The organism is Marinomonas sp. ef1, from assembly GCF_002806845.1.
Classification (GTDB): domain Bacteria; phylum Pseudomonadota; class Gammaproteobacteria; order Pseudomonadales; family Marinomonadaceae; genus Marinomonas; species Marinomonas polaris.
In genome coordinates this window covers 119836-145550 of the sequence record NZ_NHTT01000007.1, presented here as the reverse complement: position 1 = coordinate 145550, position 25715 = coordinate 119836, and the positions used below count along the sequence as shown (strand labels likewise).

The following is a 25715-nucleotide window of genomic DNA, read 5'->3' as shown; positions in this document are numbered from 1 at the left end:
CGATTATTTTCTATCCATTCAAAAAGAAAAAAGGACTGTCTTACATTACTTTTCTAATGATACCTCATACTTGTTAAGAAGAGCCTGCTCTTTTTTGCCTTTCATCGCCAAGCGTCCTTCATTCCAAATATTGATCAATTCTTGTCTTTTGTCGGTGGGGATTTTTTTTGAAAAGATGGGCATTTCAACTAATTTTTTTTCTAAACCGGGACGCACAATTCTAAGGTCATCATTTAAATCTAATTGGTTTAAAACATATTGAAGAACAAGGTCGTTATCGGCGTATAAGTCGACGCGATCCTCTTTAATCATATGGAAGATACGATCAACTACGTCATCATAACCCGCGATTACTTCAACAAAATCCGAGTTCGCAGGATCATCAATATAATGTTGATAGCCAGCACTCATCGAACTGTAATCCCAACCCGGCCCCGTGGCGATACGTTTGCCATTTAAGGATTGAATGCCTTGATAGCGCCAAGAGTCACTTTTTCTGACAACAAAAGCGGTAGCGTATGAAAATGTTGCCTCACTGGCATAGACAAAGGCATTGTCTGAATTCTTCGAATAGAGATATTCTGGCAGCATGTCACAAAGCCCTTCAGCTACCATGTCTAATCCCCTTGCTAGCGGCACTTCAAAGTATTCGAGGGAATAATCTTTTGATGAATAAATTTGCTCCACCATATCGATGACAACACCGCGTTCAGGCACTTCTTTTGTGGGAAATATGGTCATTGGTGGCCATTGGTCATAACACACTTTTAGTGTTTTCGCATGGCTAACACTCGACACGCCAGCTCCCAAGGCAAACATAAGGAAAGATAGCATTCTTAGTTTATTATCTCTCAACGCGATCTCTCCCCTTACCTTTCGCTCCGTACAACTTCAAATCGACACGCTTAAACAGTTCATCAATTAATTGATCTTCGGGACCAGATGACTCAACACCAAGGCTTACAGTATAAGTGACCGTCTTACCTTCCACTTCTAACGCGGCATCACTTATAGTTTGACGTATTTTATCAGCAAGCTGGCAAGCAGCATCTAATCCGGTATCAGGAAGAAATATGGCGAACTCTTCACCGCCCACTCTGCCAAGAAGGTCTGATTTTCTTAAAAAGCCCTGAAGTGTTTGGGTAAAGTGGATCAGTACTTTGTCCCCGATAAAATGACCATAAGTATCATTGATACGCTTAAAAAAATCTAAATCCATCAGGATAAAAGACGCTATCGATTTTTGACGCTGGGAAAGAACCAGCAACTGTTGTGCTGTTTCAAAAAAGCTTCCTCGATTTAAGACGTCAGTCAAAGAATCTCTTGTTGCGAGGTGTTTGAGTTTTTCATTGAGAATTTGTAGGTCTTCGGTGCGCTTTGCCACAGCATCTTCTAACCAATCTCGCCGGGCTTGCTCGCCTTCAAGCAGTCGAGCTCGATCTGTCGACATGGCACTGAGCATATTATTCATATGTTCTTGAAGCTGGCTGAGTTCATTATTGTCAGTGTTTGATAAATTAATTCGCTTACTAATGCTTGGGCTTAATTGCACCTCATTCACCTGCGACATCAGCTCTCTTAAAGGAGCGGCTAAATAGCGGTCAAAGGCCCAAATAAACAGCCAGAATAAAACAGTTAACTTGATGAATGCGGTAATAGCAATCAAAGCAAAGCCGAACCAAACTCGTTCTAGCACCACACCTGAGGATGAATAAAGTACCAGCGTACCAAGAGGTATGCTTTCGCCATTTAGAGTCCAGCTTAACTCTGATGTTGAATCAAAAATAGACAGTGGAACAGAGCTAGGGTCGTAGAATCTTTTCGATATTATACTTTGCGAATTTTGGTCTAAAACATCCACACCTTCAATAATTGGCATTTGAATCAGCCCCGAAGTGAGCGAATCTAACTGCTTATGGTTGTACTGCCACAAGCTAGTCGAAATAGGACCTCGAACGGTTGCATCCAATTGCTGTAATTCACTGACAATAGCATCCTGCGTTTTCAGATATTCACTCAAAAACTGCAAACTTGTGATTAGAAGGGTAACAACCAAATAAATGGAAAAAATCACACGCATCATTTTTTGGGAGAGATTGTTTGGACGCAGGAACCTTACAAACATTAAAAATGGACCTTTCCAGCAAACTTTAAGCTAAAGTTTACCTTAGATGATTCCCGTGCTAAATGAAATCTACTTATCTACAGCAAAGAAAAACCTCTGCTTACATATTTTGTATTTTTCGCAGCTATTTTATTCTTCTATTTTTCCCAAAACGAAAAAGCCAACTCGTCGAATCAAATCCCTCAACAAGCCAGCTTTTTAAACGCTAATATTCTTTAAAACTAACTAAATGCATCCCATTCAGGGGCAAAATCTGGGTTGGCCTGTCGATCATTACAATCCAATTCGGCAATTCGATCCATGTCTGCATCGCTTAGAGTAATACTTACTTTCTCAAAGTTTGAAGTAAGGTTCTTACGTTTAGTAGACGACGGAATAGTGACAATATCGCGCTGAGCCAGCCATTGAATAACTAGTTGCGCAGTACTTATTTGGTGTTTTTCAGCAATAGCTTTTAGCGTTTCATCAGCCAATACTTTGCCATAGGCAAACGGCATATAACCTGTCACTGCAACCTTATTAGTTTGGCAAAAATTCACTAGCTTGTCGTTTTGCAAATATGGATGCACTTCGATCTGGTTCGTGAATAGCTCGTCTTCACCCAGAATGTCTAGCGCTTGTTGAGTTTGCGCTATGGTGAAGTTAGAAATACCGATTTCGAGTGCTAACCCCATATCTTTCGACTTTTTCAATTCGTTTAGATACAACACCATATCGACTTCATCTTGCGGCGACGGCCAGTGAATCAAAAGTAAATCCACATAATCGGTTTTCAACTTAGTAAGGCTTTTTTTCACACTATCGATGAATTTGTCCTCGCTAAAAGCTTCGAACCAAACTTTTGTCGTAATGAACAATTCGTCTCTTGGGATACCGCTATCTGCAATGGCTTGCCCTACTTCGGCTTCATTCCCGTAGATTTGAGCAGTGTCAATATGGCGATAGCCTTCTTCTAACGCCATTTTCACAGAGTCATAAGCGACTTTATCTTGAAGTCGAAAAGTGCCCATTCCCAGCGTAAAGTTGGTATTTTTCATAATATTTTTCCTGTTAAAGGTTATTTAATTGAACCGTAAAGCGGTCTTTCTTATCTAAGTAGCCGCTAAAGCGTGTCAGAACCAGCGCCACCAAAACAATGACCGCACCAACCCAAGCCGTATCTATTAAGCGATATTGATCAACAATGTGTCCGCCTATAAGCGCTCCTAACGCAATGCCTACATTGAACGCAGCGATGTTTAAACCCGAGGCAACGTCTACTGCGTGGGGCGTTTCTCGTTCCGCAATTTGCACTACATAAACCTGCAAGCCTGGTACATTACCAAAAGCGAAAGCGCCCCAAAGCAATACGGTTATCAAGGCCAGCCATGGATAGGGCGCGGTGAAGTAAAAGAGAACAAGCACCGCAGCCAAAGCCAAGAAAATATAAGACAAAGCACTAATCGGACCAATTCGGTCAGCCATTTTTCCGCCCCAAATATTACCAATCGCTACCGATACACCGTACACCAGCATGATCAAACCAATGGCGGAAGATGGGAAACCGCTCACAGATTCAAGAATGGAGGCGAGAAAAGTAAAGGCCACGAACGTTCCGCCGTAACCCACTGCTGTCATGGCATACACCAAAAGCAAACGTGGCTTAACCAATACAGACATTTGTTTTACCAAACTGGCATTAGGGGATTGTTTAAGATTATTTGGCACTAGAATAGCGCTGCCAATCATGGCGATTAAGCCCAATGCTGAGACCACCAAGAAAGTCGCACGCCAGCCGAAATGCTGTCCAATCCAAGTTCCTAACGGAACACCAGTAACAAGAGCAACGGTCAAACCAGTAAACATGAGCGCAATCGCGCTGGCCTCTTTTTCTTTCGACACCAAACGTGTCGCTATCGTCGAACCGATCGAAAAAAATACTCCGTGAGCCAATCCGGTTAAGATACGAGCAACAATGAGCGAGTTATAACCCGGTGCCGCCCAAGCCAGCATGTTGCCAAGAATGAACAAACTCATTAAGCCAATGAGCAGCCATTTACGATTGAGCTTGCCCGTCAAAGCCGTTAGCACTGGTGCGCCAACCGCAACACCTAACGCATACAAACTGACGAGCAAGCCTGCACTGGGTAAACTGACGGATAAATCATTCGCTATCGTCGGTATCAAACCTACGATAACAAACTCTGTGGTTCCTATTGCAAAGGCACTGAGAGTCAGCGCCCAAAGAGCAAGTGGCATAATCATGCACTCCTATATTGAAGAAACATTCCATTAAAGAAAGCTACCTTTAAAAGAGACATTTCAAGTTTTGTTGGAGTGGAGTATGAAGCTTGCTAATATTTACAAAAACAGCATAAGTAACAAATTACTTTATCAATAACAGCAATAATAATGTGATGGAATAAGCAATGAACGGCATTCGATCAAAAACAGAAGACTTAGAAATATTGCTTGCGGTTGCCGATCATGGCGGCTTCTCTGCAGCAGCCAATGCATTAGACATTCAAGTGGCGAAAGTATCTCGTGCCATAACTCGCTTAGAGCAAGAACACGCATGCAGTTTGTTTACCCGCACGACACGAAAAGTCAGCCTAACACAGGAAGGCGAACGCTTTATCATGGCGATTCGCAGTGCAATGGAACAGATTGCTGGTGCGGAGTTTGCGCTTACTGCCCAAAAAACCAGACCTTCTGGGCGATTACGCATCGATGCAGCTAGTCCTTTTGTACTTCATCAACTCGTTCCTCTTATTAAACCCTTTAGAGCGGCTTATCCAGATATTGAACTTGAGCTAGTATCGAACGACAGCATTATTGACTTAATTGAAAAACGCACCGATCTTGCTATTCGTATTGGAGGATTAAGTGATTCAGGATTACATGCCACCTTGCTTGGAAGAAGCATACTTCATTTGGTTGCTTCGCCAGATTATCTGGCAATAAACGGCACACCAAAGACAGTCGAGGAGCTAGCATTGCACGATATCATCGGCTTTTCCGATATTGCCAATTTAAACAAACTGCCAACAATACCACCTATTCAACTGTCAATTGACATCAAAGCAAGTAGCGGCGAAACCGTTCGTCAATTGTGTTTAGCAGGTAATGGCATTGCCTTACTCTCTAACTTTATGGTGAGTGAAGATATCAAAGCAGGACGCTTGATCAGCCTACTAATCGAATCCATACAGACACCCAATCCCAGAGAGCAAGTTAATGCGGTCTACTACAAACACACAGCTCTAGCATCTCGTATTGAAGCTTTTTTAAACTTCATCAAAACGCGCCTTATTTTGTAGTCAGGAAGCCCTGTCAACACACTCCAATTACAAATGTGATGCAATTCCTTACAGTCTTGATATTGTTTCTTATCCGCATAAAGCCGATTATTTTGCAGTACTCGTGATATTAATAAATTTAAAAGGCAGTCCTAAATGAAAAGAAATTTACATCCTGCGGATAGAATAATTCGAGGCGTTGTAGGAATTGTATTTACTGGTTTTGCTCTTTTCAACGGCGACTATTTAGAAGAGCCTGTATTAGAAGTATTAATAGGCGTATTCGGTGCACTCAACTTAATATCCCTATTGTCAGGATGGTGCCCCGTTTATCATGTCGCAGGGATTAGTACCTATAAAGTTAAAAAATAAGAAGCCTTCCACCTACTCAAGGTTTTTATGACAGCACTGTTAGAGTTACAAAGAGACAAATCCTTCCGCTTAAAGCTGATACTGATATGTCTTACTGTTGCGTTATCTGTCGCCTCTATTTATACGGTCGTATCTTATCGCCTTGCGGCTGATCTGGGTCTAAAAACAGCGCTAGACTCACTACATAGGCAAGCCATGTTGATCCATGGTGAACTTCTCATTACTAACAAGAAAGCTCCTGAAGAACACCTCGCAGAACTTATTAAGTTGGTCTACTTTAATGGTCATTTAGAGGAATCAGAGCTTTATATAAAAATCACTGGACCAAATCTAGAATGGTCTATTGATCATAAAATGAACCCTATTGAGATTGATCTCTTATTATCTAAACTCATATTGTTGACAAGCACGTCTTTATCTACCGTTGATATGCCAAATGGCCAAGAAACAATGAGTGGAAAGCAATTTCTTTGGCAGGTGGTAAGAGGGGATAAATACCAAGTCATCATTATCAAGACATCAGAATATATTGATAATACACTCACATTTGTGATGAAACGCCTCATCATTACCTCCATTATCGTCTTCTGGTTAGCCACTTGGTTCGCACTAACTCTATCCTCATGGATGAATAAACGTGTTCAAGATAAAAACGATTCACTAGCTCATCTGGCAACTCATGATTCATTAACAGGATTACCCAACCGCCTGTTTCTGGCTAACATGATGCACCCAATCATTATCGATCACTCGGATCCAACGCATAAAAAATACGAAGAATTTTATAGCCACTACCCTAAACAAGGCTGTCTTTTTGTCATCGATTTAGACAAGTTCAAAGAAGTAAACGACACATTCGGCCACGCAGCAGGCGATACTCTTTTAATAAACGTGGCTAAAAAGTTAGGTCAAGTATTAGACGACGCTCAAACGCTTGTTCGCTTTGGTGGTGACAAATTTATCATTTGGGCACCAGAAGTGGATATTGAGCAAGCTAAAAATCTTGTACAGAGATTAATCATTACCTGTAATGAGCCGGTAATGATTAATAAACTCGCGATTAGCACAGGTGCCAGCATTGGCCTTTCACATTATCCAAGCCAGGCCACAGACCCAGAGTCGTTGATACTATATGCTGATACGGCCATGTATGAAGCGAAACAAAATCGCAGTGGCTGGAGTATGTTTAATGAAAGAAATATACAGTGCGGTCGCCAGCGCTTAAAACTTCGTGCCGATTTAGATGATGCATTATCTGAAAGGCAAATTAAGCTTCATTATCAACCTAAAGTGTCACTTAAAGATGGTCATATTATTGGTGTTGAAGCATTAGCTCGTTGGTATCATCCAACAGATGGGCTTCTACCCCCAGCCCATTTTATTGAGTTGATAGAGCAAAGTGGTCGTGTTCAAGAATTTGGCCGCTACGTTATTACAAACGCAATTGAACAGCTTGACCTTTGGCACCAGCAAGGGCTGTTTACACCCATCGCAATTAACCTATCACCTTACAATTTACTCGACCCAAGTTTATTAGACTTCACTCTTAGGCTCCTTAAAAATCATAAAATTGAAGCAAATAAACTAGAAATAGAGTTAATCGAATCTGCAACCAGCGTCAACATAGAATACATATCTCAAAGTCTAAATAACTTTAAAGAAGCCGGAATCAAATTAGCTATAGACGATTTTGGCACAGGCATGAGCTCTTTGTCTTACATCAGCAATCTTAATGTAAACCACATAAAAATTGACCGATCGTTTATTGATGGAGTAGAGCAGGATATTAGAAAACAAGCCGTCGTGTCATCTGTCGTCATGCTGGCAAATTCTTTTGAATGCGAAGTCATCGCGGAAGGCATAGAAAATAAATCGCAATCAGAAATGTTAATCGAAATAGGCTGCCTTTACGGGCAAGGCTATTATTACGCCATGCCAATGACAGCAGAAAACATGCAAGCTATGTTACTGGCTGATGCTGCTCTGCCGCTCTAATTGGTTGCAATTACCTAACAAAACACTCTATTTACTCAATCAAATACGATTGAGTAAATCTGTTTTTTTAGAATTGTATTCGTTATCTGAAATCGCGCCCATATCTCGCAACTTAGCCAACTTTTCAATCAATTGAATCACTTCATCAACAGACGATGCATTAGTCAAATTCTGAGGAGCTGGCATCGCAGGCGCTGGCGTAAAGGCCATTGCCGCAGGCGGAGCCACAAAGTTATTCTGTGGTGCTAGATTTTGTTGTGCTGACTGTTGAGCTGACTGTTGTGATGATTGATTGTTCGTATTTGAGCTAGACGAACCTGCGCCAGAAACAATAGGTAAGGTATTCACCGGGATAGTGCCGTATTGGCTCGAAAAAGTCAGTGATGAATTACCGCCCTGCTGCTGGCTTATGCCACCAATATTATTGTCTAACGTATCGTAAACCGTCACATTGCCATTCACTTCAACCGCTAAACGATTCGGAAAAATAGCGTAACGCGTGCTATTTTGCGCACCGCTGCTAAAAGGCTGACCAAGATCACCCGGCCACCATTGATTACTGGATTTTGAGCCCTTTGGTAATGGCATGAATACTTGCATATTAGCCAGGCCGTTAGCCAATTCATTACAGAGGTTATCCACTGTCGATTTCAAACCATAGTTGAACATGTCACCCACCATGGTCATGCCGCCGCGCATCCACTGACCGCCACCACCCAGCTCAGGGCAGTTGAACTGTGCCATCGAACCATTGCCATTATTGACGGCAATCAACATGTGCATCACAGCATCAAAGCTTAGGTTGTAGCGACGGGAAAGGGAGTTAACTAGGTTTTGTCCATCTTGCGTTAAATTTTGCATGGTAAAGCTCTCTAAATGAGACGTAGAGCTGTTCTCTTTTATCTAGCCGCTGCAGAAAAAGGCAAACATCGCCTAGTACATAGACACAAACAAAGAGTAGGTTGCAGCATCATGCTGGCCAACAGATTTCGTAGGCCTCAATTCTAACACAGACACGTCTTACAAAATGGTGACAAGCCACAGAATAAACACAAATAACTGTTTATTTTTTGAACTCTTCTTATTTATTACAAATAAAAAAGAGACAAGCCATTTTATGCCTTGTCTCTTTATAAAAATGCACCATTTCAGCTCTATTTTTTTACTAGATAAGGCCGTCGAAATCCGCTGCATCATGGCGTTCTTGAAGCTTAGCGCCATCACCAAAAGCCTTATTAACAATGCGACCGCGCTGTACCGCTGGACGCTGCTCAATAGCTTTAGCCCAACGCAATACGTTTTTATAGCTAGTCACATCAAGGAATTCCGCTGCGCTGTATAAATTACCTAGCACCAAATTGCCGTACCAAGGCCAAATCGCGATATCAGCAATAGAATATTCCTCACCCGCCATATAAGTATTATTCGCTAACTGCTTATCCAATACATCTAACTGACGTTTGGTTTCCATAGAAAAGCGATCAATTGGATATTGCATTTTCGTTGGAGCATAGGCGTAAAAATGACCAAAGCCACCGCCTAAATAAGGCGCAGAGCCCATTTGCCAGAACAACCAGTTACGACATTCTGTTTTAGCAGCTAGATCTTTTGGTACCAAGGCATCAAACTTTTCAGCTAGGTATTGCAGGATAGAACCAGACTCAAATACACGAGTTGGTGGCGTGGTACTATGATCCATCAAGGCAGGGATTTTGGAGTTAGGGTTGATCTCAACAAAGCCTGAACCAAACTGATCACCTTCACCAATGTTAATCAAATACGCATCGTATTCTGCTTCGTTGATTCCCAAAGCTAAAAGCTCTTCCAGCATGATGGTAACTTTTTGACCATTCGGCGTAGCCAAAGAATGAAGTTGAAGTGAATGCTTACCGACTTGCAGGACTTTTTCGTGCGTTGCCCCTGCTATTGGACGGTTAGTACTGGCAAATTTACCACCATTTTCTGTATTCCATGTCCAAACCTTTGGAGGAACATAATCTTGATTCGATTTTGTATCAGTACTCATAACATCTCCTAAATTTATTTGTCAGCGAGAAAATTACTCTCGCAGTTAATGTTCGACAAAAGCTCGCTCGATAACATAATCCCCTGGCACACCGATTTTTGGTGATTCGTTAAAACCAAGTTCATCGAGCAAAGCGGACGTATCTTTAAGCATACTTGGGCTACCACAAATCATGGCTCTGTCGTGAGCAGGATTCAACTGAGGCAAACCAATATCTTCGGCTAATTTACCACTGCGAATCAAATCGGTCAGACGACCTTGATTGCGGAACGGTTCACGCGTCACGGTTGGATAATAAATTAATTTGTCTTTTACTTGCTCGCCGAAGAATTCATTTTCAGGCAATTCTTTTTCGATGAAGTCAGCGTAAGCCAACTCACTAACGTGGCGAACACCGTGAATCAAAACAATTTTTTCGTATTGTTCATAAGCGTCAAAATCTTGAATAACACTTAAGAAAGGCGCCAAGCCTGTGCCAGTAGACAACAAATACAAGTTTTTACCTGGGTGTAAATCGCGAGTCACCAAGGTACCAGTCGGTTTGCGGCTGACCAAAACATCATCGCCGACTTTTAAATGCTGTAAACGTGAAGTTAACGGCCCGTTTGGCACTTTAATGCTAAAAAACTCCAAGTGCTCTTCATAGTTAGGGCTAGCAATACTGTAAGCACGCATCAAAGGACGAGTTTCCGTTTCCAAGCCAATCATAACGAATTGACCATTATCGAAACGTAAGCTTGGATTACGTGTGGTTTTAAAGCTGAATAAATTTTCATCCCAGTGGTGAACGCTTAATACACGTTCAGTAACAAATGCACTCATGACTACCCCATTAAAATTTGTACAAAGAATATTTCTTTTCAAACCTCAAACAGCACAGCGGTAATCTTCACCTACCTAACAGTGCGAATTAACAGTGATCGTATCCATGAACAGATGAGAGTTGAATTGACTGTTAAACATACTATAAGACAATCCTATATTTGTTTAATTGATTATTTAGATGTCTTTAATATGCTCAGCATATATACAGCCAAATAACGGCTCCCTTTAGAACCGCATCTAGTGTGCCATGCAAATGTACAAAAAATAGGTCATTAAGTAGGAAGATAACGTATTAAACTTGCTTACACCTTATCTAGCATTCGAGATGTCAATTTCCTCCTACTGTTTATATCTATTATATAAGTGTAAGAAAAAATAGATGTAAGAAAAGCATTCCCCATAACGTCAAAGAGCTAGATGACATATTTCTTATGATTTAAAGGACACACAAAATGAGCATAAAACATATATTTAACAGCGCTTTAGGATTGCTGCTTCTTACTGGAGTAACAACTTTTAGTAGCATGTCACAAGCCGCACCACAAACCATGATAGTCGCAGGCGGTTGTTTCTGGTGTGTAGAATCTGATTTTGAATTGGTTCAAGGTGTCAGTGATGTTGTCTCTGGCTATACAGGAGGTCATACTGAAAACCCAACGTACAGCAAGGTATCTGCCAAAAATACCGGCCACTTTGAAGCCGTTGTCATTCATTTTGATGATGACATCGTTTCTTTAAAGACATTGGCTGACTATTACTGGAAAACAATTGACCCAACCGATGCCGAAGGTCAATTCTGTGACAAAGGCTCTCCTTACAAGACCGCGATGTTTTACCAAGATGACCAACAAAAAGCAGTTTTTGAAGCGTCTCTAGCTAAGGTCAAAAAAACAAAACCGTTTAAAAACGATATTGTTACCGAAATTCTTCCTGCCAAAAAGTTCTACCCTGCTGAAGAATACCATCAGAGCTACTACACCAAGAATCCCATTCGTTATGCTTTTTACCGTGCAAGCTGCGGCCGAGACAATCGTATTGAAAGCTTATGGGGAGAAGTGGCTAGTCATCAATATCATTGAATAAATACATAAAGGTGCCAGTGTAACTTCGAAGCTCTGGCACCTTTATGTAATTCTTTTACTATCTTCAACCTAATTTTCTCCGCTCAATCCCTCTCTATAAAGTATCAGCAAAGCGTTTCTTACCTAGGTTTAACGCATAGAAAATGAAGCAAATAGGTAAAAGCCTTCGGAAAACTAGCCATTTAAAAATTCATGTCCCAGAGTAGTAACTCAACTCGCAAAGTTCTCAATTAAGTAACTAAAAGGAGTTATACAATGAAAAAATTTATTCCAGTAATCGCAGGTAGCATCGCTATAGCCTCATTCAGTGCCGCAGTGAAAGCGGAAGATATGGCTGAAAACAACAGTGGTTTCTATGTTGGCGGTAATTACGGTTATCTTAAAGTGGAAAGCGATGATGACTTTGATGACGATAACGATGTAGTACAAGGTATTGTCGGTTACCGTTTCAACTCTTTCCTTGCCTTAGAAGGTAGTTACATTGACTTTGGCAGCTACGGCAACAGTGCCGCAAATGCAGAAACAACTGGTTACACAGCTGCGTTAAAAGGAACAATCCCTATCACTCAAACGGTTGAGCTCTTTGCAAAGGCTGGTCAGCTTTGGCATGAAACCGACTATAACATCGCCTCGGTTAAAGGCAGTTCAGACGATAGAAGCTTATTTGCAGGCGCAGGTGTTAACTTCAAAGTGACAGAAAACTTACTAGTTAACGCTCAATATACATGGTACGACGTTGATCTAAACGCAGATAACGTTGATTCTAATTCAGACTTTGACTCTGATTTTAAACAAGCTAGTGTTGGTGCTGAATACCGCTTCTAAAAAAACTTCACCTGTACATAGAAAGACTTACCCCAAATGGGTAAGTCTTTCCTCTGTTTATACTTCTTTATTACTGATAGTACTTTGACCCATCACCACTAAGCCTCTAGTATCTATGCATCTCATTTTCAAAAGATGTCGACTATGAACCCAATTCTTCAAGCTCAGTCAAATCATAAATCTATTCGTCAATACACAGACAAAGCCATTGATGAAGTTTTACTCAAGCAACTTATCCAGTGCGCACAAGGCGCGGCCTCTTCAAGTTTTATTCAGGCCTATTCCCTTGTTCAAGTATCTAACAAAGAAAATCGCCAGAAAATTGCAACGCTGGCAGGCGGTCAAAAATGGGTCGAATCTGCAGCAGAATTCTTTGTCATCTGTGCAGACCTTACTCGCGTTGAGTATTGCAGCTTAGAGCAAGGCTTAGGTGAGTTAGAAGGCAACACAGAACACTTTATTGCAGCGACAACCGATGCGACATTTTTTGCACAAAACCTAATGCTTGGCGCAGAATCGGTTGGTCTTGGCGCCGTGTTTATCGGTGGTATTCGCAACGATCCAGAACAAGTTGCTGAAGTATTGAATCTTCCTGATCAAGTTTACCCAATCTTTGGTCTTTGCCTTGGCTACCCAGACGCACAACCTGATTTAAAACCACGTCTACCAGTCGATGTCATCCTTCATAAAGACAGCTACGACAGCAGCCGTTGTGCAGAAGATGTTAAAGCCTATGATGCGCAAATGCAGGCGTATTACCAAAGCCGTGGTGATAATCAGAAAAGCAGTAATTGGTCTGAGCAAACTGCGGCCGCTGTACAGAAAAAGAAACGCGAACATATGCTAAGCTTCTTGCAGAAACGAGGTTTCTTAAATCGCTAATACGTAAATTCAAATTATTAATACGCAAAAAAAGGAAAGAAAATGATTACTAATGTACCTAATGTTGTCTTTAAAACACGTGTTCGTAATGAAGCGTTAGAAGGATCGAACCCATTTGAATGGAAAGACGTCACTACTGCTGATTTGTTTAACAACAAAAAAGTCGTTGTTTTTTCTTTGCCAGGTGCATTCACTCCTACTTGTTCAACATCTCACCTACCACGCTACGAAGAACTATACGAAGAATTCAAAGCGCAAGGCGTTGATGCCGTAATTTGTATTTCTGTGAACGATGCGTTTGTTATGTTCCAGTGGGGCAAAAGCCAAAACGCGAAAAACGTTTTCCTTTTACCTGACGGCAACGGTGACTTCACTCGCCAAATGGGTATGCTTGTCAAAAAAGACAACCTAGGTTTTGGCATGCGCAGCTGGCGCTATTCTATGCTAGTAGAAAACGGCGAGATCAAGAAAATGTTCTCTGAAGCTGGCTTCCAAGACGATGCTCCAAGCGACCCGTTTGAAGTATCTGATGCTGACACTATGCTGAACTACTTGAAAAGCAACTAATTCAAGACGTTAATGAATTGGTCAATAAAAAGCAGACGTTTTCACAAACGTCTGCTTTTTTTGTTTTTACTTTTCTTATTTTCTTTTAGATGGATTACAAACGATTAATTGGTGCAAGCGCTTCTAGTAACTCATTACGCTCACCTTCTATTGCTTGAATCAACAACTCTGACGTAGTTGGGCCAAGCGTAAAACCTTGATGCCCATGACCAAAGTGAAACCACAAACCCTTATGATTTGGCGCTTCACCGACAAGTGGCAACATGTCAGGCATACAAGGGCGAGTTCCCATCCATTGAGGTTCTTCTACTTGTTCGCCTAAGTCGATGATTTCATTCAATGCGATAGCTCCGCGTTTAAGCTGGCTAGTATCAATAGCTGAATTAAGCGGTACCAAAGCCGCGCCCGTCGTCACTCTTAATCCTTTAACCATCGGTGCAGCCAGCACGCCATTGGCCACGTCTAAAAATGGCCGTTGCAGTGTTTTTGGCGCGTGAAAATGCCCATGATAACCACGCTTGTACACCATCGGAATTCGATAACCAAAGCGCTTTAGTAACTCTGGCGACCAAGGCCCAAGTGCTACTACCACTTGCTCGACCTTCAGCTCGCCATCACTGGTGAGAATCTGCCAACCCGAAACAGTATGTTGCAAAGTACTGGCGTCACCAGTGACAAAGCGGCCCCCTCGTTTGACGAACAAATCGCAGTAGGACTTAGTTAAATCCCCCGGAGAAGAACAACTCCAACTTTGCGTGTAATGCACCGCACCCGCTGGTGTTTTCTTTAATGCAGGTTCTTTTTTCTGATAGCTTTTGCCATCAAAAATATCAGACGTGACGCCATATTCTTTCATGAGAAATTCGGCTTTTTTCGAGGCTTTCTGAAACTCTCTTTCGTCCCTATGTAACATGACAAGACCACAATGAGTAATCAAATGCTCAGATTCAGAATCGCGAATCAAAGGCTCATGATCAGCAGTAGACCGAAAAGTTAGTTGAGAATGAACACGAGAAATCTTAGCGTGTTTTTCGGGTGACGAATTGCAAAAATACGACCACAAAGCAGGCGCCATTTGTAGCGCACCGTTCATCTTCCAAGTCACATCATTGCTAATTTCAAGCGCGTATTTAAACAATGTTGCCATATCTTTTGGCAACGCATAGGGCTCAGCAGCCTCGACTTGAATCATACCCGCATTGCCATAACTGGTTTCAAGACCCGCACCAGTACGATCAACGATTGTTACTTGATGACCACGAGCTTGCAGCGCCAACGCACTGCTCACACCAACCATTCCTGCACCTAAAACAAGAAATTCCGCCATATCCCTACCTCGACATCATTCCAATAGAAAAACATTTAGTCTCATCACTATAGCAACTCACGTGACATTTTGATCAACTGAATTAAACCATTTATATCAATATCAACAAGTGAATGCTTTTTATAAACTAAGCCAATTTCACGCTGTATATTATGATCACCAAGTTTTAACGCTTTGACTGACTTAGGCCAAGTTCGATGCTCTTCTGTTTGCGGCACAATGGCAACGCCAGCACCTAACTCCACCAGCTTCACAATCGCACCTATCTCATCAACTTCACACTTTTCATCAAGATAAAAAGGCAGCTGCTGTAGCAACTTATCCACTTGCCGCCCACCAAAAGACGTTCGATCATAACGAATAAAAGGACATTGTTTGAGAGCAATTTTCCAATCATTTACGTCATAACTACGTGGCACGATTAAGACAAACGGCTCCTCTATCAAGGCTTCCCAAACCAAATCAGAATGCACCACGAAAGTAGGTTTAATCATTACAGCAAGGTCCAGCTCTCCTGAATCCACCTGATCCAACAACGCCATCGAAACACCTGGAAATATTCGTGTTCGACAATGAGTATGTTGCTGATGAAATTGCGCCAAAACAGTAGGTAAAAGCGTTCTTTGTATAGAGGTAATCGCACCAACATTAATAAGCTTAACGCCTTCCGATGCTTGTGGCGTCATACCTAATTGGCGACAACGTTCAACAATATCTTTCGCCTGCTCCAACACAGTCAATCCAGCATGATTAAGATGAGCGGAACGTCCAACTCGATCAAACAAAACTAGACCTAACTCATTTTCCAATCGTTGTATTTGAGCACTAACCGCCGCTTGCGTTAGGCCAATTTTATTACCCGCTGCTGCGAACGTCCCTTCCTCTGCCACGGCAATCAGTGTTTTGAGTTCTTTAATCATTGATCAATTTTTCTTATCATTCATAAAAATATTCATTGATATTATTGTTCTATTGATCGATTTACAATCTCTAAAGTCAGTCATCTGCAGGAGATAAAAAATGAGCTTACAACCCTTTCACCTTGCCATTCCCGTTTACGACGTTCCGCTAGCACGGGCATTTTATCGTGATGTTTTCGGTTTAGAAGAAGGACGATCCGCCGAGGCTTGGGTAGACTTCAATTTTTTCGGTCATCAGTTGGTGATTCATCATCACCCAAAAATGTCATATCAGGAAGCGGCTGGCACGAACTCAGTGGACGGGCACAATGTGCCAGTTCCGCATTTTGGAGTGGTATTAACTTGGGAGCAATGGGAAGCATTAGCTGCGCGACTCAAGGCCGAGGAAACAGATTTTATTATTGAGCCTTATATTCGCTTCAAGGGCCAAGTGGGTGAACAAGCCACAATGTTTTTCCTCGACCCTTGCGGTAACGCTCTGGAATTCAAAGCCTTTAAAGATATGAGACAACTATTCGCAAAATAATATTTATGACTAAAAATTGATAAAAAAGGGCCGTGATTTCTCACAGCCCTTGTGCTTAATAAGCTATTCTTACTTAAGCTACTTTGGACTTACTTTCTATTGAGTCATCTTTTTGATGCTCAAGAACACCATCACTTGCTTGGTTAATGGCAATATTTCTTGGTTTCATTGCCTCAGGAATTTCTTTCACCAAACTGATGGTAAGTAGTCCATTTTTTAGCACCGCATCGGTTACCTCAACATAATCGGCAAGATTAAATTTGCGCTCAAATGAGCGGTTTGCAATGCCTTGATGGAGATATCTGTGCCCATCAGAATCCGCTTTATCACCACGGACAGTTAGCACATTTTTTTCCACCTTAATATCTAGATCACTTTCTTCAAAACCTGCTAAAGCAAGCGAAATGGCATAGCGGTTATCATCGACCACTTCGATATTATAAGGTGGATAACCCGCAGACACATTGTCCGTTGTTAGTGCATTGTCAAGTAAAGACGCCAAACGGTCAAAACCAATGCTACTGCGATAAAGTGGGGTAAAATCAATTGAGTTCATAATAGATCCTCCTAATTGAAGCAAAATACTAATCATCAAAAGTCGTAACAGAAGTTCTCTTTTAACGTAAGACGAACCTGTCACATTGCTAAAAATAGGATCACCAAGCAAATTTTCAAGCACCTCTTTTAGAAAAAAAAGCTCTATTAAAATAAGCATTTTTTATAAAGCATGTCGTAAAGCAAAGCATTCAATCCTCCAGTACACTTTTCCCTAACAACCCTTTACCTACTAATTGAGTTAAAAGCGCCTTGGTGCGCTCTCGAAACATATCTCGCAAGAGGCGCACCGTTGGCGTGATGGATTGACGACTCGGACTAATTAACCAAAGCTCCACTTGGGGAATTTTATAATCCGGCATCAAAGAAACAACATGACCTGCAAGCAAGTCATTGGCAATATCCAACGAGGACTTTATTGCCACGCCTTTCCCCGCCACGCACCAACGCCGAACCAAGTCTCCATCGTTCGCCGCACAATAGGCTTTGGGCTTAATTTTATAAGAGCGCTCTGCACCAGGCTTTTCACCTGACTCTTTACATGAGAAGTGCCAAGTATCGTTCAAAATATTTTGTAGCTGATAAAACAAACCTTGATGATTAAGCAAGTCTTTAGGATGTTCTGGCGTGCCATGCAATTCAAGATAGCTTGGACTCGCCACTAATAATCGAGGCACATTACATATTTTAAAACCGTACAAGTTCGAATCCGCTGGCGCGCCATAACGCAGGGCAATATCCAACGCATCACGATAAAAATCTATATTGCTGTCGCTAACATGAGCTCTTAAGGTGACTTGTGGATACTGCTCCATAAAATCATCCACCCAAGGAATCGCAATATTTCGCCCCAAATCAGACGACACCGCTAAACGAATCTCACCGCTAATGATATCCAAATCATTGTGAATAGTTTGTTTAGCTTGATCCAACATAGACATGGCGGCAATACATTGTGGCAAATAGCGCTCACCAGCACTGGATAAACGTAAGTGACGCGTGGTTCGAACAAACAATTCAACACCAAGTGCAGCCTCTATTCGCTTAACCGCCGCACTTGCTGTCGCCATTTGCATATCTAAATGTGTTGCAGCAGCCGTAATGCTACGAAACTCTGCGACTTTCAGAACGACTCGAAGATCTTCAAGCTGCATGGTTTAGTCCTTATTAGCAAAGAGAATTACCATCTATTATCAAATAATATTTGATAATAATTCAATAAAAACCCTGTTCTTCATTTAATAAAGTCTCGTTACTATAGCGCCATTAATTTTAGCGCTGCTAGTTTTCAGAGCGCTAAACACTTTTGCTTATTGTGGAGATAAAACATGTCACACCAGATTATTGCCGACTTAGAAAAACGTCATACAGCAAAGCAATACGACGCTTCGAAGAAAATTTCTCAGGCAGATTTAGAGGTTATTTATGAAGCAATGCGCCTATCGCCTTCTTCTATTAACTCTCAACCGTGGAAATTTATCGTGATTGAAAGTGATGAAGCGAAACAACGTTTTCACGATACGTTTGCGAACAAATTCCAGTTCAACCAAAAGCACGCCAAAGATGCATCACACATCATCTTATTTGCTCACAAAACCCATTACAAACGTGAGGACTACGCAAAAGTTGTAGACAAAGGCATAGAAGACGGCCGTACTAAACCTGAAAACAGAGAACAGGCCTTCGGCGGTTTTGCTTTCGCAGAAATGAACATGGATGATAACGGTAACAACGCGGCGTGGACAAAGTCTCAGGTCTACATAGCCCTTGGCAATGTCATGCACACCGCAGCTCGTCTTGGTATTGACTCCACACCAATGGAAGGTGTTGATCCAGAACTGATTGGTGAAATCTTCCAAGCACAACTTGAAGGCTACCAATGCGACGTAGCACTCGCTATCGGTTATCACCACAAAGACGAAGACTACAACGCAGCGCTACCAAAATCGCGCTTAGCTATAGAAGACGTAGTAACCGTGCTTTAAGGTTAGCCAAGTTTCTATAGACAAAAAAGAGCAAGCCATGAAAGTAGCTTGCTCTTTTTTATTGGAATACTTTTACTTAGCAGAAGCCTGCTTATCCGTCTAAGTTGCTGCTATTTGACGCCAAAGATTAATAAAATCCGCTTCAAAAGCGTCAAAGTGTGTGGCGAATAAAACTCTTTTTATTAGAGAATCAATAAATCCTAAATGCTTCATCAATATTAATTTAATCAAGCTGCAAATTTATCTCAAAATATTTGAATTAATTCGCTATTCAACGACAGTACAGTTCCGCCCCTGATTCTTTGCTTGATAGAGCAGCCTATCAACCCGTTTTAAAAATTGATCTTGGCTTTCATCTGGCTTTACTTCAGCCAACCCTGAACTGAAAGTAACAGGACCATTTAACAGTTTCATCTCTGCAAATCGATCATGTAATATCTGTATATGTTGATAAGCTTCGTTGAGTGTGCATGGCATCATCAACATAAATTCTTCGCCTCCCGTACGAAAGGCCAAAGATCCTGTGTCCTTGGACATTTCAGACAATTGAGTAGAACTATTTATAAGTACCTCGTCACCATAGTAATGGCCCCACTGATCATTAATTTTTTTGAAAAAATCGAGATCAACTGCCGCAATAGTCAAACATTCTTTAGTCTCTTTCCACTCAGTAAAACTACTTTCAAAAGCACGCCGATTTAGCAACCCTGTCAATGAATCTCGTTCAGATAATTGACGTAACTGTTCTGATAGTTGTTCTACTTTTGAATGCCTTAAAAGGAATTTTCTAGTCAGATTTTCCATCATTAACAACATAAAAATGCTAGTCACAACAGAAGTTGAAGCTAGATCAATTAAGCGCGTTTCATTATCAGGATAAGTCGAAATCCATTCAGGATGGTAATATTCAATCATTACTAATGGGATAGGTACTAAGACGGCAAAACTTTGGCCAAAATAGCGATAATAAGGGTTTTTTCGAAATGCGACTGAGATATACATGAAAACACAAATATTTAAGAAAAAAGTCGGACCGAAAGAACCACCATTCAAGAACCAATTAATCGGTAATGTAATCGTAGTAATCATGACCATAAAAGTGATGGCCATACGTTGATATTCGTTATGCCAGCGAGAACGATACCAAATACCTAATGTGCTAATGGACATAGCTAACTGGATACAGATATTAATATAACCAGAAGCTGAGGTTACATAATTGATAGCCGCAGCGTACAAAAATGCAACAAAGACAATTAACTGAACCGCATGCTGCGTGTATTGCTGTGGATTATCTCTACTTCCAAGTAACCAACTCCTTGTTTTTTCAATCATGTTTCTTCAATCCATTGTTAGGAAATAAAAAAATATAGCACTAGACCATTGTTAGTTTTTCTACTTCAGGGGTCAAATAAACTGAATACAAAACCATCAAGTTTCCTAACTCATTCCGCTATATAGTTTGAAAGCTCTTCCGGCAGTTAAAAAAATAAACGGTGGGCCTGAGCCATTATGTTGATGAAACTGACCAAGGGTAACTGTTGCTGGGGATATGCTTTCAAAATCAGTGGGTATATACAGTGACCAGTTAAACCAAATTTCACCAGTCACATCACCAGTCGAATATTCATAGCGTTGACGATCATTTTTGCAGTCACACCACCCCTCTCCATCATGACCGCAATCTCCATCTCTAACTTCGAAACGGAACGATGAGTTACCGGTACGAACCGGCGCTCCATCAGACACATTAGCAGTTGCCACACCATAAGGCTTAAATCCAACAGATAAACTCTTTTTAACCGATAAATTGGTATTGGAATCCAAGGTAGAGCAAGCACTCAGAAATAAAAAGCAGCTTAAAAATAGTAATATTTTAATCCGGATTATCAATTTACCCATGAAAATATAGCGTTTTATAAATCGAATAAATTAACCTTCTATCAGATTAATTTATTGTTGATCAAAAAACACTCATTTCATTATAAAAGTGAACACTGGATAAAAGCATGAATACGCAAGACGTTTTGATGAGAATTAGAAACTTGAATTGGGCTCTTCTAAAAATACCAACTCTTCAGCGGAAGATTTTCGCCCTAAGATGGCATTTCTATGTGGATAACGTCCGAAACGATCCACAATTTTTTTGTGCTTTAACTCAAAATCTAAATTATTAACAATACCCAAGTCTCTAAATAGATTTACTGCTTCCTCGTGAATCACGGCGGATTCACTGTGCATAAACGGCATGTATAAAAAGCTTCTCTCTGACAGAGATAATTTTTGATCAAAACCCTTATGAATTGCCACCTGAGCCAGCGCTAACGCCATAGGGTCAGCTGCAAAAGATTCAGGTTGATCGCGGTAAATATTACGTGAGAATTGGTCCAGTATGATTATTTCAGCCAATGCGCCTTTAGGAGAATGACGCCAAGCGGACAACTCGCCCTGAACCGCTTGTTGATGAAGTTTGCCAAATTTAGTGATGATTTTATTATCGAAGTCGATGTCTTTTTTAAACCATGATTCCGGCTCAATATCATTAAACCAAAAATCCAAAACGTCTTGATACATAACGTCAGCCTCACATTTAAGATGTAGCTAAAAATATAGTGCTTAGAATCGTTATATTCCAATCACTATATTTTATACCTCGCAGGCAGACTACAACCTAATCGCCATTAAAGCCTCAATCACGTCTTTAAGTTGTTGTGTAATCACTGGCTGTTTCTTTTCATCCAATTGATATTCAGACTGTTTTGCCAATTCATCATTTAAGTACGTTGCTTGGGAAAGTTCGAGCTGGATAGCGTGAATACCATCGCTTGGTTGGCCGAAATGGCGAGTGATGTAGCCGCCTTTAAAACGTCCATTGAGTACTTGCGTGTAGTGTGGTCGCAGTATTTGCGTGACGGCGTTGGCGATTTTCTCGTCACAAGCTTTACCTTCGTTGGTGCCCCAGTTAAAGTCTGGCAGCGTGCCTTCAAATAGCATAGGCACTTCGGCCGCTATACTGTGAGCATCGAATAAGATCACGTAGCCGAATTTGGCTTTCAATCGAGCCAACTCTTTCTCAATCATATCGTGATAAGGTTTCCAGATGTGATCTTTGCAAAAAGCTTTATGTTCGTCCGTTGGCGCTTTGCCATCGACAAAAACCGGACTATCTTCGAATAAAATATCAGGAAACAAGCCTGTGGTTTTCGTCGTATAAAGTGGTTTGTCGTCATAAGGACGATTTAGGTCGATGACGTAACGAGAGTAATTTGCCTTGATAAAACCCACATCCAATGGTTCTAAAAACTCATAAAGCTCAGGAATAAACCAATCGGTATCAGGCAATTTTTTAGCTTGATCTGTCAAACCAGCTTGCACCTCAGCAGTCAAGTTCAAGCCTGAGTGAGGCATACTGACCAATATAGGCGAGTCTCCTTGTACAAAATCAAATGCTGGTACAATTAGCGTCTTGTGCGTTGTCATCTTATCTTGCCCCTTATTCTTTCTCGCCTTGGTACACACGAGCTTTTAATAAATCGCCACCTAACCAATAACTTAGCTCTCCAGGACTTTCTACATCCCAACAAACAAAGTCCGCGACTTTACCAACTTCTAAGCTACCATGAGTATCAGACATTCCCAATGCTTTTGCAGCATGAATGGTCGCGCCAGCAAGCGCTTCTTCTGGCGTAAGTGCAAACAAGGTACACGCCATGTTCATCATGAGTCGAAGCGATAAAGCAGGAGAGGTTCCGGGGTTGGCATCCGTGGCAATCGCCATCGGCACACCATATTGACGCAACAAAGCAATCGGTGGACGCTGAGTTTCTTTTAGAGTGAAAAACGCTCCCGGTAATAACACAGAAACCGTGCCGGACTCTGCCATAGCTTTCACATCGGCTTCTTCAATAAATTCAATATGATCCGCCGACAACGCCTTGAACGACGATGCCATACGAGTACCGCCTAATGAAGACAATTGCTCCGCATGGATTTTCACCGACAAACCTAACGACTCAGCGGATTTAAAATAACGCGCCACTTGCTCTGTATTGAAGGCAATGCCTTCGCAAAAAGCATCCACCGCATCAGCCACGCCAAGCTCAGCGACTTTTGGTAGAACCGTTTCACAGAGATAATCAATATAAGCGTCTTTGTCGTCAAATTCTGGCGGCATGGCGTGTGCAGCTAAACAAGTACGTTTTACCGTCACGGGAAATAGCTTTCCTAGTTGCGTCGCTACGCTCAGCATTTTTAGCTCAGAATCGAGCGACAAACCATAGCCTGATTTGATCTCAACCGTGGTTACACCATCGGCCATCAAGCTTTTTAGACGACGGGAAGCACTGGCTATTAACTCTGCTTCACTGGCGTCACGCGTTGCCTTCACAGACGACGCAATGCCTCCGCCCTGCTTGGCGATCTCTTGATAACTCACACCATTTAAGCGCTGTTCGAATTCGCCCGCGCGATTACCGCCAAACACAAGATGCGTGTGGCAATCGATCAAGCCAGGTGTAATCCAACCGCCATCCAGATCATGTTCGCTTTGAGTCTCATAGTCTGGCAGATCTTGCGCTTCGCCAATCCAAACGATACGGCCGCAGACGACGCCTATCGCTGCGTTTTCAATCACGCTATACAGGCCATTTTTCATGGTAGCGATATTAGCACCACGCCATAAGCTGTCTAACTTCATTGGGGTATCGTTTGTCATAGCTGTCCTTTTAAATATTTACTTTTCGCTTTGCTTATAAGCTTGGCTATTTATACGCTAGGTTACTTATAAACTAGGCTATTTAACACTAGGTAATAGCCCTTCAGGCATCGTTTCGTTATGTACCGCTTCCAATAGTAATTCATTGGCTTTTTCAATGTCTGGCGCGAAGTAACGGTCTTTATCGTAGAAAGGCACGCGAGCACGTAACGTTGCACGAGCATTCTCTAGGCGTTTGCTGGATTTCAAAGGCGCACGGAAGTCTAAACCTTGTACCGCAGACAAAATCTCAACAGCCAAAATACCGCGAGTATTTTCCGCCATATCTTTCAAGCGACGTGCCGCAAAAGTTGCCATAGAGACGTGATCTTCTTGGTTAGCCGACGTTGGTAAGCTATCTACAGACGCAGGATGCGCATAGCTTTTATTCTCACTCGCAAGGGCTGCAGCCGTTACTTGAGCAATCATAAAACCAGAGTTCACACCGCCGTTATCCACCAAGAATGGTGGTAATTTACTTAGATTGCTGTCGATCAACAACGCCATACGGCGTTCTGATAAACTACCAATTTCGGCAATCGCCAAGGCAAGGTTATCTGCCGCCATAGCAACAGGTTCTGCGTGGAAGTTACCACCAGAGATAATGTCGCCTTCAGCGGCAAAGACTAATGGATTATCGGATACTGAGTTGGCTTCTACACACAAGACTTTCGACGTGCTGCGGATTTGCTCAAGGCACGCGCCCATAACCTGTGGCTGACAGCGCAATGAATACGGGTCTTGGACCTTCTCACAATTTTGATGAGAGTCACCCAGTTCGCTGGTTTCGCCTAATAGATGACGATACGCAGCGGCTGCATCGATTTGTGTTTGATGACCACGGACTTCATGAATACGCGCATCAAATGGACTACGGCTACCTAACGCAGCTTCCACAGACAAAGAACCACAAACAATAGCAGAGGCGAATAAATCTTCCGCTTCAAACAAACCTTCCAAGGCAAATGCGGTAGACGCTTGCGTGCCGTTTAGCAGCGCCAAACCTTCTTTTGGTGCCAAGGTAATAGGCTCTAATCCAGCGATAGACAACGCCGCTTGACCGGAAATCACTTCGCCACGGTAACGGGCTTTGCCTTCGCCTAATAAAACAGTACTCATGTGAGCCAATGGCGCTAAATCGCCAGATGCGCCAACAGAGCCTTTTTTCGGAATACATGGATACACTTCTTTGTTAATCAAAGTAAGCAGTGCTTGAATCACTTCCAGACGAATACCAGAGAAACCACGCGCTAGGCTGTTCACCTTCAACGCCATGATCAGTTTGACGGTTTTGTCTTCCATCAAAGCACCGATACCTGCAGCGTGAGATAGTACGATACTGCGTTGTAACTCATCCAAATCTTCTGGGGCAATACGCGTATTCGCCAACAAACCAAAGCCTGTGTTAATACCGTACACCGTACGATTTTCCGCTATTACATCGTTAACCACTTGCGTGCTAGCATGAATCGCTGGGAAAGCGCTTTCGTCTAACGTCAATTTAACGTGACGACGGCTAATTTGACGCAATTCGTTTAGAGTCAATTGACCTGGTTTTATGGTTAATTCAAACATAGTGCTCTCCAATCTTGATGTAATATTCTGCCATCAAATAATTTTTATAATATTGTTTTACGCCCTTGTGAGGCTTCTTCTATAAGCAGTACGCAGC

At 41.9% G+C, this 25715-nt stretch carries 26 protein-coding genes; 9 read left to right on the top strand and 17 right to left on the bottom strand.

Annotated features, from left to right (window positions below):
• Window positions 1-45 precede the first annotated feature (45 nt).
• The 4 genes from CCS02_RS11710 to CCS02_RS11695 form a co-directional block, all read right to left on the bottom strand.
• Window positions 46-855 carry a substrate-binding periplasmic protein gene (locus tag CCS02_RS11710; RefSeq protein WP_232728870.1) on the bottom strand — a complete coding sequence of 270 codons (810 nt, stop codon included), beginning with the start codon at window positions 853-855 and terminating at the stop codon, window positions 46-48.
• Window positions 845-2020, bottom strand: coding sequence for a sensor domain-containing diguanylate cyclase (locus tag CCS02_RS11705; protein ID WP_232728869.1), 1176 nt, complete (start codon window positions 2018-2020; stop codon window positions 845-847). Before CCS02_RS11705 ends, CCS02_RS11710 begins: the two co-directional genes overlap by 11 nt.
• A gap of 326 nt (window positions 2021-2346) precedes the next feature.
• Entirely contained in the window at window positions 2347-3162 is an 816-nt protein-coding gene (gene dkgB, locus CCS02_RS11700) for a 2,5-didehydrogluconate reductase DkgB (protein ID WP_100636641.1), read from the bottom strand.
• Window positions 3163-3175: 13 nt separating this feature from the next.
• Window positions 3176-4363, bottom strand: a complete 1188-nt coding sequence (locus tag CCS02_RS11695; protein WP_100186437.1) for an MFS transporter — start codon at window positions 4361-4363, stop codon at window positions 3176-3178.
• Between the two features lie 170 nt (window positions 4364-4533).
• On the opposite strand from CCS02_RS11695, the gene CCS02_RS11690 reads away from it, so the two are divergent.
• The 3 genes from CCS02_RS11690 (at window position 4534) to CCS02_RS11680 (ending at window position 7770) form a co-directional block, all read left to right on the top strand.
• The gene (locus tag CCS02_RS11690; protein WP_100636640.1) at window positions 4534-5424 is read left to right on the top strand and encodes a LysR family transcriptional regulator; all 891 of its coding nucleotides are present in this window, start codon (window positions 4534-4536) and stop codon (window positions 5422-5424) included.
• A gap of 135 nt (window positions 5425-5559) precedes the next feature.
• Window positions 5560-5775 carry a YgaP family membrane protein gene (locus CCS02_RS11685; RefSeq protein WP_072840111.1) on the top strand — a complete coding sequence of 72 codons (216 nt, stop codon included), beginning with the start codon at window positions 5560-5562 and terminating at the stop codon, window positions 5773-5775.
• A gap of 27 nt (window positions 5776-5802) precedes the next feature.
• Window positions 5803-7770, top strand: coding sequence for a putative bifunctional diguanylate cyclase/phosphodiesterase (locus CCS02_RS11680; protein WP_100636639.1), 1968 nt, complete (start codon window positions 5803-5805; stop codon window positions 7768-7770).
• Between the two features lie 39 nt (window positions 7771-7809).
• On the opposite strand, the gene CCS02_RS11675 is transcribed toward CCS02_RS11680, so the two are convergent.
• From CCS02_RS11675 to CCS02_RS11665, 3 genes are all read right to left on the bottom strand, one after another.
• Window positions 7810-8631 (bottom strand): SHOCT domain-containing protein, encoded by an 822-nt coding sequence (locus CCS02_RS11675; RefSeq protein WP_100636638.1) that lies wholly within the window; start codon window positions 8629-8631, stop codon window positions 7810-7812.
• Between the two features lie 304 nt (window positions 8632-8935).
• A complete protein-coding gene (gene yghU / locus CCS02_RS11670) occupies window positions 8936-9796 on the bottom strand; it encodes a glutathione-dependent disulfide-bond oxidoreductase (protein ID WP_100636637.1) in 861 nt (286 codons plus the stop codon).
• A gap of 45 nt (window positions 9797-9841) precedes the next feature.
• Entirely contained in the window at window positions 9842-10618 is a 777-nt protein-coding gene (locus CCS02_RS11665; protein WP_100186442.1) for a ferredoxin--NADP reductase, read from the bottom strand.
• Between the two features lie 455 nt (window positions 10619-11073).
• Between CCS02_RS11665 and msrA the strand changes: the two genes are divergently transcribed.
• From msrA to CCS02_RS11645, 4 genes are all read left to right on the top strand, one after another.
• On the top strand, window positions 11074-11700 hold the full coding sequence (gene msrA, locus CCS02_RS11660) for a peptide-methionine (S)-S-oxide reductase MsrA (RefSeq protein ID WP_100636636.1): 627 nt from the start codon (window positions 11074-11076) through the stop codon (window positions 11698-11700).
• 258 nt (window positions 11701-11958) lie between these two features.
• Window positions 11959-12528, top strand: a complete 570-nt coding sequence (locus CCS02_RS11655) for a porin family protein (RefSeq protein ID WP_072840118.1) — start codon at window positions 11959-11961, stop codon at window positions 12526-12528.
• 144 nt (window positions 12529-12672) lie between these two features.
• Window positions 12673-13410, top strand: coding sequence for an oxygen-insensitive NADPH nitroreductase (nfsA, locus tag CCS02_RS11650; RefSeq protein WP_232728868.1), 738 nt, complete (start codon window positions 12673-12675; stop codon window positions 13408-13410).
• A 42-nt stretch (window positions 13411-13452) separates the two neighbouring features.
• A complete protein-coding gene (locus CCS02_RS11645) occupies window positions 13453-13977 on the top strand; it encodes a peroxiredoxin (RefSeq protein WP_072840120.1) in 525 nt (174 codons plus the stop codon).
• Between the two features lie 94 nt (window positions 13978-14071).
• Here the strand turns inward: CCS02_RS11645 and CCS02_RS11640 are convergent, their stop codons facing one another.
• On the bottom strand, window positions 14072-15304 hold the full coding sequence (locus CCS02_RS11640) for an NAD(P)/FAD-dependent oxidoreductase (protein ID WP_100636634.1): 1233 nt from the start codon (window positions 15302-15304) through the stop codon (window positions 14072-14074).
• Window positions 15305-15351: 47 nt separating this feature from the next.
• Entirely contained in the window at window positions 15352-16224 is an 873-nt protein-coding gene (locus CCS02_RS11635) for a LysR substrate-binding domain-containing protein (protein WP_100186446.1), read from the bottom strand.
• 100 nt (window positions 16225-16324) lie between these two features.
• Here CCS02_RS11635 and CCS02_RS11630 point away from each other — a divergent pair, with 100 nt between their 5' ends.
• Window positions 16325-16750, top strand: a complete 426-nt coding sequence (locus tag CCS02_RS11630) for a VOC family protein (protein WP_100186447.1) — start codon at window positions 16325-16327, stop codon at window positions 16748-16750.
• Between the two features lie 73 nt (window positions 16751-16823).
• Here the strand turns inward: CCS02_RS11630 and CCS02_RS11625 are convergent, their stop codons facing one another.
• Window positions 16824-17306: an Hsp20 family protein gene (locus CCS02_RS11625; RefSeq protein WP_100186515.1), complete on the bottom strand. Its 483-nt coding sequence runs from the start codon at window positions 17304-17306 to the stop codon at window positions 16824-16826.
• Window positions 17307-17496: 190 nt separating this feature from the next.
• Entirely contained in the window at window positions 17497-18459 is a 963-nt protein-coding gene (locus CCS02_RS11620; protein ID WP_100636633.1) for a LysR family transcriptional regulator, read from the bottom strand.
• A gap of 174 nt (window positions 18460-18633) precedes the next feature.
• Here CCS02_RS11620 and CCS02_RS11615 point away from each other — a divergent pair, with 174 nt between their 5' ends.
• Window positions 18634-19290 (top strand): NAD(P)H-dependent oxidoreductase, encoded by a 657-nt coding sequence (locus tag CCS02_RS11615; protein WP_100636632.1) that lies wholly within the window; start codon window positions 18634-18636, stop codon window positions 19288-19290.
• Window positions 19291-19557: 267 nt separating this feature from the next.
• On the opposite strand, the gene CCS02_RS11610 is transcribed toward CCS02_RS11615, so the two are convergent.
• The 6 genes from CCS02_RS11610 to hutH form a co-directional block, all read right to left on the bottom strand.
• Window positions 19558-20625 carry a GGDEF domain-containing protein gene (locus tag CCS02_RS11610; protein WP_100636631.1) on the bottom strand — a complete coding sequence of 356 codons (1068 nt, stop codon included), beginning with the start codon at window positions 20623-20625 and terminating at the stop codon, window positions 19558-19560.
• A gap of 105 nt (window positions 20626-20730) precedes the next feature.
• Window positions 20731-21192, bottom strand: a complete 462-nt coding sequence (locus CCS02_RS11605) for a heparin lyase I family protein (RefSeq protein ID WP_100636630.1) — start codon at window positions 21190-21192, stop codon at window positions 20731-20733.
• Window positions 21193-21327: 135 nt separating this feature from the next.
• Complete coding sequence (locus CCS02_RS11600; RefSeq protein ID WP_100636629.1) at window positions 21328-21864, bottom strand: DUF924 family protein; 537 nt, start codon at window positions 21862-21864, stop codon at window positions 21328-21330.
• 90 nt (window positions 21865-21954) lie between these two features.
• A complete protein-coding gene (hutG, locus tag CCS02_RS11595) occupies window positions 21955-22770 on the bottom strand; it encodes an N-formylglutamate deformylase (RefSeq protein ID WP_100186452.1) in 816 nt (271 codons plus the stop codon).
• Between the two features lie 13 nt (window positions 22771-22783).
• Entirely contained in the window at window positions 22784-24004 is a 1221-nt protein-coding gene (gene hutI, locus CCS02_RS11590; RefSeq protein ID WP_100636628.1) for an imidazolonepropionase, read from the bottom strand.
• A gap of 78 nt (window positions 24005-24082) precedes the next feature.
• Window positions 24083-25618, bottom strand: a complete 1536-nt coding sequence (gene hutH, locus CCS02_RS11585) for a histidine ammonia-lyase (RefSeq protein WP_100186454.1) — start codon at window positions 25616-25618, stop codon at window positions 24083-24085.
• Window positions 25619-25715 lie beyond the last annotated feature (97 nt).

Excerpts from the sequence above, each read along its gene's own strand:
- dkgB (WP_100636641.1), bottom strand. The coding sequence starts at position 3,162 with ATGAAAAATACCAACTTTACGCTGGGAATGGGCACTTTTCGACTTCAA.
- CCS02_RS11695 (WP_100186437.1), bottom strand. The coding sequence starts at position 4,363 with ATGCCACTTGCTCTTTGGGCGCTGACTCTCAGTGCCTTTGCAATAGGA.
- CCS02_RS11690 (WP_100636640.1), top strand. The coding sequence starts at position 4,534 with ATGAACGGCATTCGATCAAAAACAGAAGACTTAGAAATATTGCTTGCG.
- CCS02_RS11685 (WP_072840111.1), top strand. The coding sequence starts at position 5,560 with ATGAAAAGAAATTTACATCCTGCGGATAGAATAATTCGAGGCGTTGTA.
- CCS02_RS11680 (WP_100636639.1), top strand. The coding sequence starts at position 5,803 with ATGACAGCACTGTTAGAGTTACAAAGAGACAAATCCTTCCGCTTAAAG.
- CCS02_RS11675 (WP_100636638.1), bottom strand. The coding sequence starts at position 8,631 with ATGCAAAATTTAACGCAAGATGGACAAAACCTAGTTAACTCCCTTTCC.
- yghU (WP_100636637.1), bottom strand. The coding sequence starts at position 9,796 with ATGAGTACTGATACAAAATCGAATCAAGATTATGTTCCTCCAAAGGTT.
- CCS02_RS11665 (WP_100186442.1), bottom strand. The coding sequence starts at position 10,618 with ATGAGTGCATTTGTTACTGAACGTGTATTAAGCGTTCACCACTGGGAT.
- msrA (WP_100636636.1), top strand. The coding sequence starts at position 11,074 with ATGAGCATAAAACATATATTTAACAGCGCTTTAGGATTGCTGCTTCTT.
- CCS02_RS11655 (WP_072840118.1), top strand. The coding sequence starts at position 11,959 with ATGAAAAAATTTATTCCAGTAATCGCAGGTAGCATCGCTATAGCCTCA.
- nfsA (WP_232728868.1), top strand. The coding sequence starts at position 12,673 with ATGAACCCAATTCTTCAAGCTCAGTCAAATCATAAATCTATTCGTCAA.
- CCS02_RS11645 (WP_072840120.1), top strand. The coding sequence starts at position 13,453 with ATGATTACTAATGTACCTAATGTTGTCTTTAAAACACGTGTTCGTAAT.
- CCS02_RS11640 (WP_100636634.1), bottom strand. The coding sequence starts at position 15,304 with ATGGCGGAATTTCTTGTTTTAGGTGCAGGAATGGTTGGTGTGAGCAGT.
- CCS02_RS11635 (WP_100186446.1), bottom strand. The coding sequence starts at position 16,224 with ATGATTAAAGAACTCAAAACACTGATTGCCGTGGCAGAGGAAGGGACG.
- CCS02_RS11630 (WP_100186447.1), top strand. The coding sequence starts at position 16,325 with ATGAGCTTACAACCCTTTCACCTTGCCATTCCCGTTTACGACGTTCCG.
- CCS02_RS11625 (WP_100186515.1), bottom strand. The coding sequence starts at position 17,306 with ATGAACTCAATTGATTTTACCCCACTTTATCGCAGTAGCATTGGTTTT.
- CCS02_RS11620 (WP_100636633.1), bottom strand. The coding sequence starts at position 18,459 with ATGCAGCTTGAAGATCTTCGAGTCGTTCTGAAAGTCGCAGAGTTTCGT.
- CCS02_RS11615 (WP_100636632.1), top strand. The coding sequence starts at position 18,634 with ATGTCACACCAGATTATTGCCGACTTAGAAAAACGTCATACAGCAAAG.
- CCS02_RS11610 (WP_100636631.1), bottom strand. The coding sequence starts at position 20,625 with ATGATTGAAAAAACAAGGAGTTGGTTACTTGGAAGTAGAGATAATCCA.
- CCS02_RS11605 (WP_100636630.1), bottom strand. The coding sequence starts at position 21,192 with ATGGGTAAATTGATAATCCGGATTAAAATATTACTATTTTTAAGCTGC.
- CCS02_RS11600 (WP_100636629.1), bottom strand. The coding sequence starts at position 21,864 with ATGTATCAAGACGTTTTGGATTTTTGGTTTAATGATATTGAGCCGGAA.
- hutG (WP_100186452.1), bottom strand. The coding sequence starts at position 22,770 with ATGACAACGCACAAGACGCTAATTGTACCAGCATTTGATTTTGTACAA.
- hutI (WP_100636628.1), bottom strand. The coding sequence starts at position 24,004 with ATGACAAACGATACCCCAATGAAGTTAGACAGCTTATGGCGTGGTGCT.
- hutH (WP_100186454.1), bottom strand. The coding sequence starts at position 25,618 with ATGTTTGAATTAACCATAAAACCAGGTCAATTGACTCTAAACGAATTG.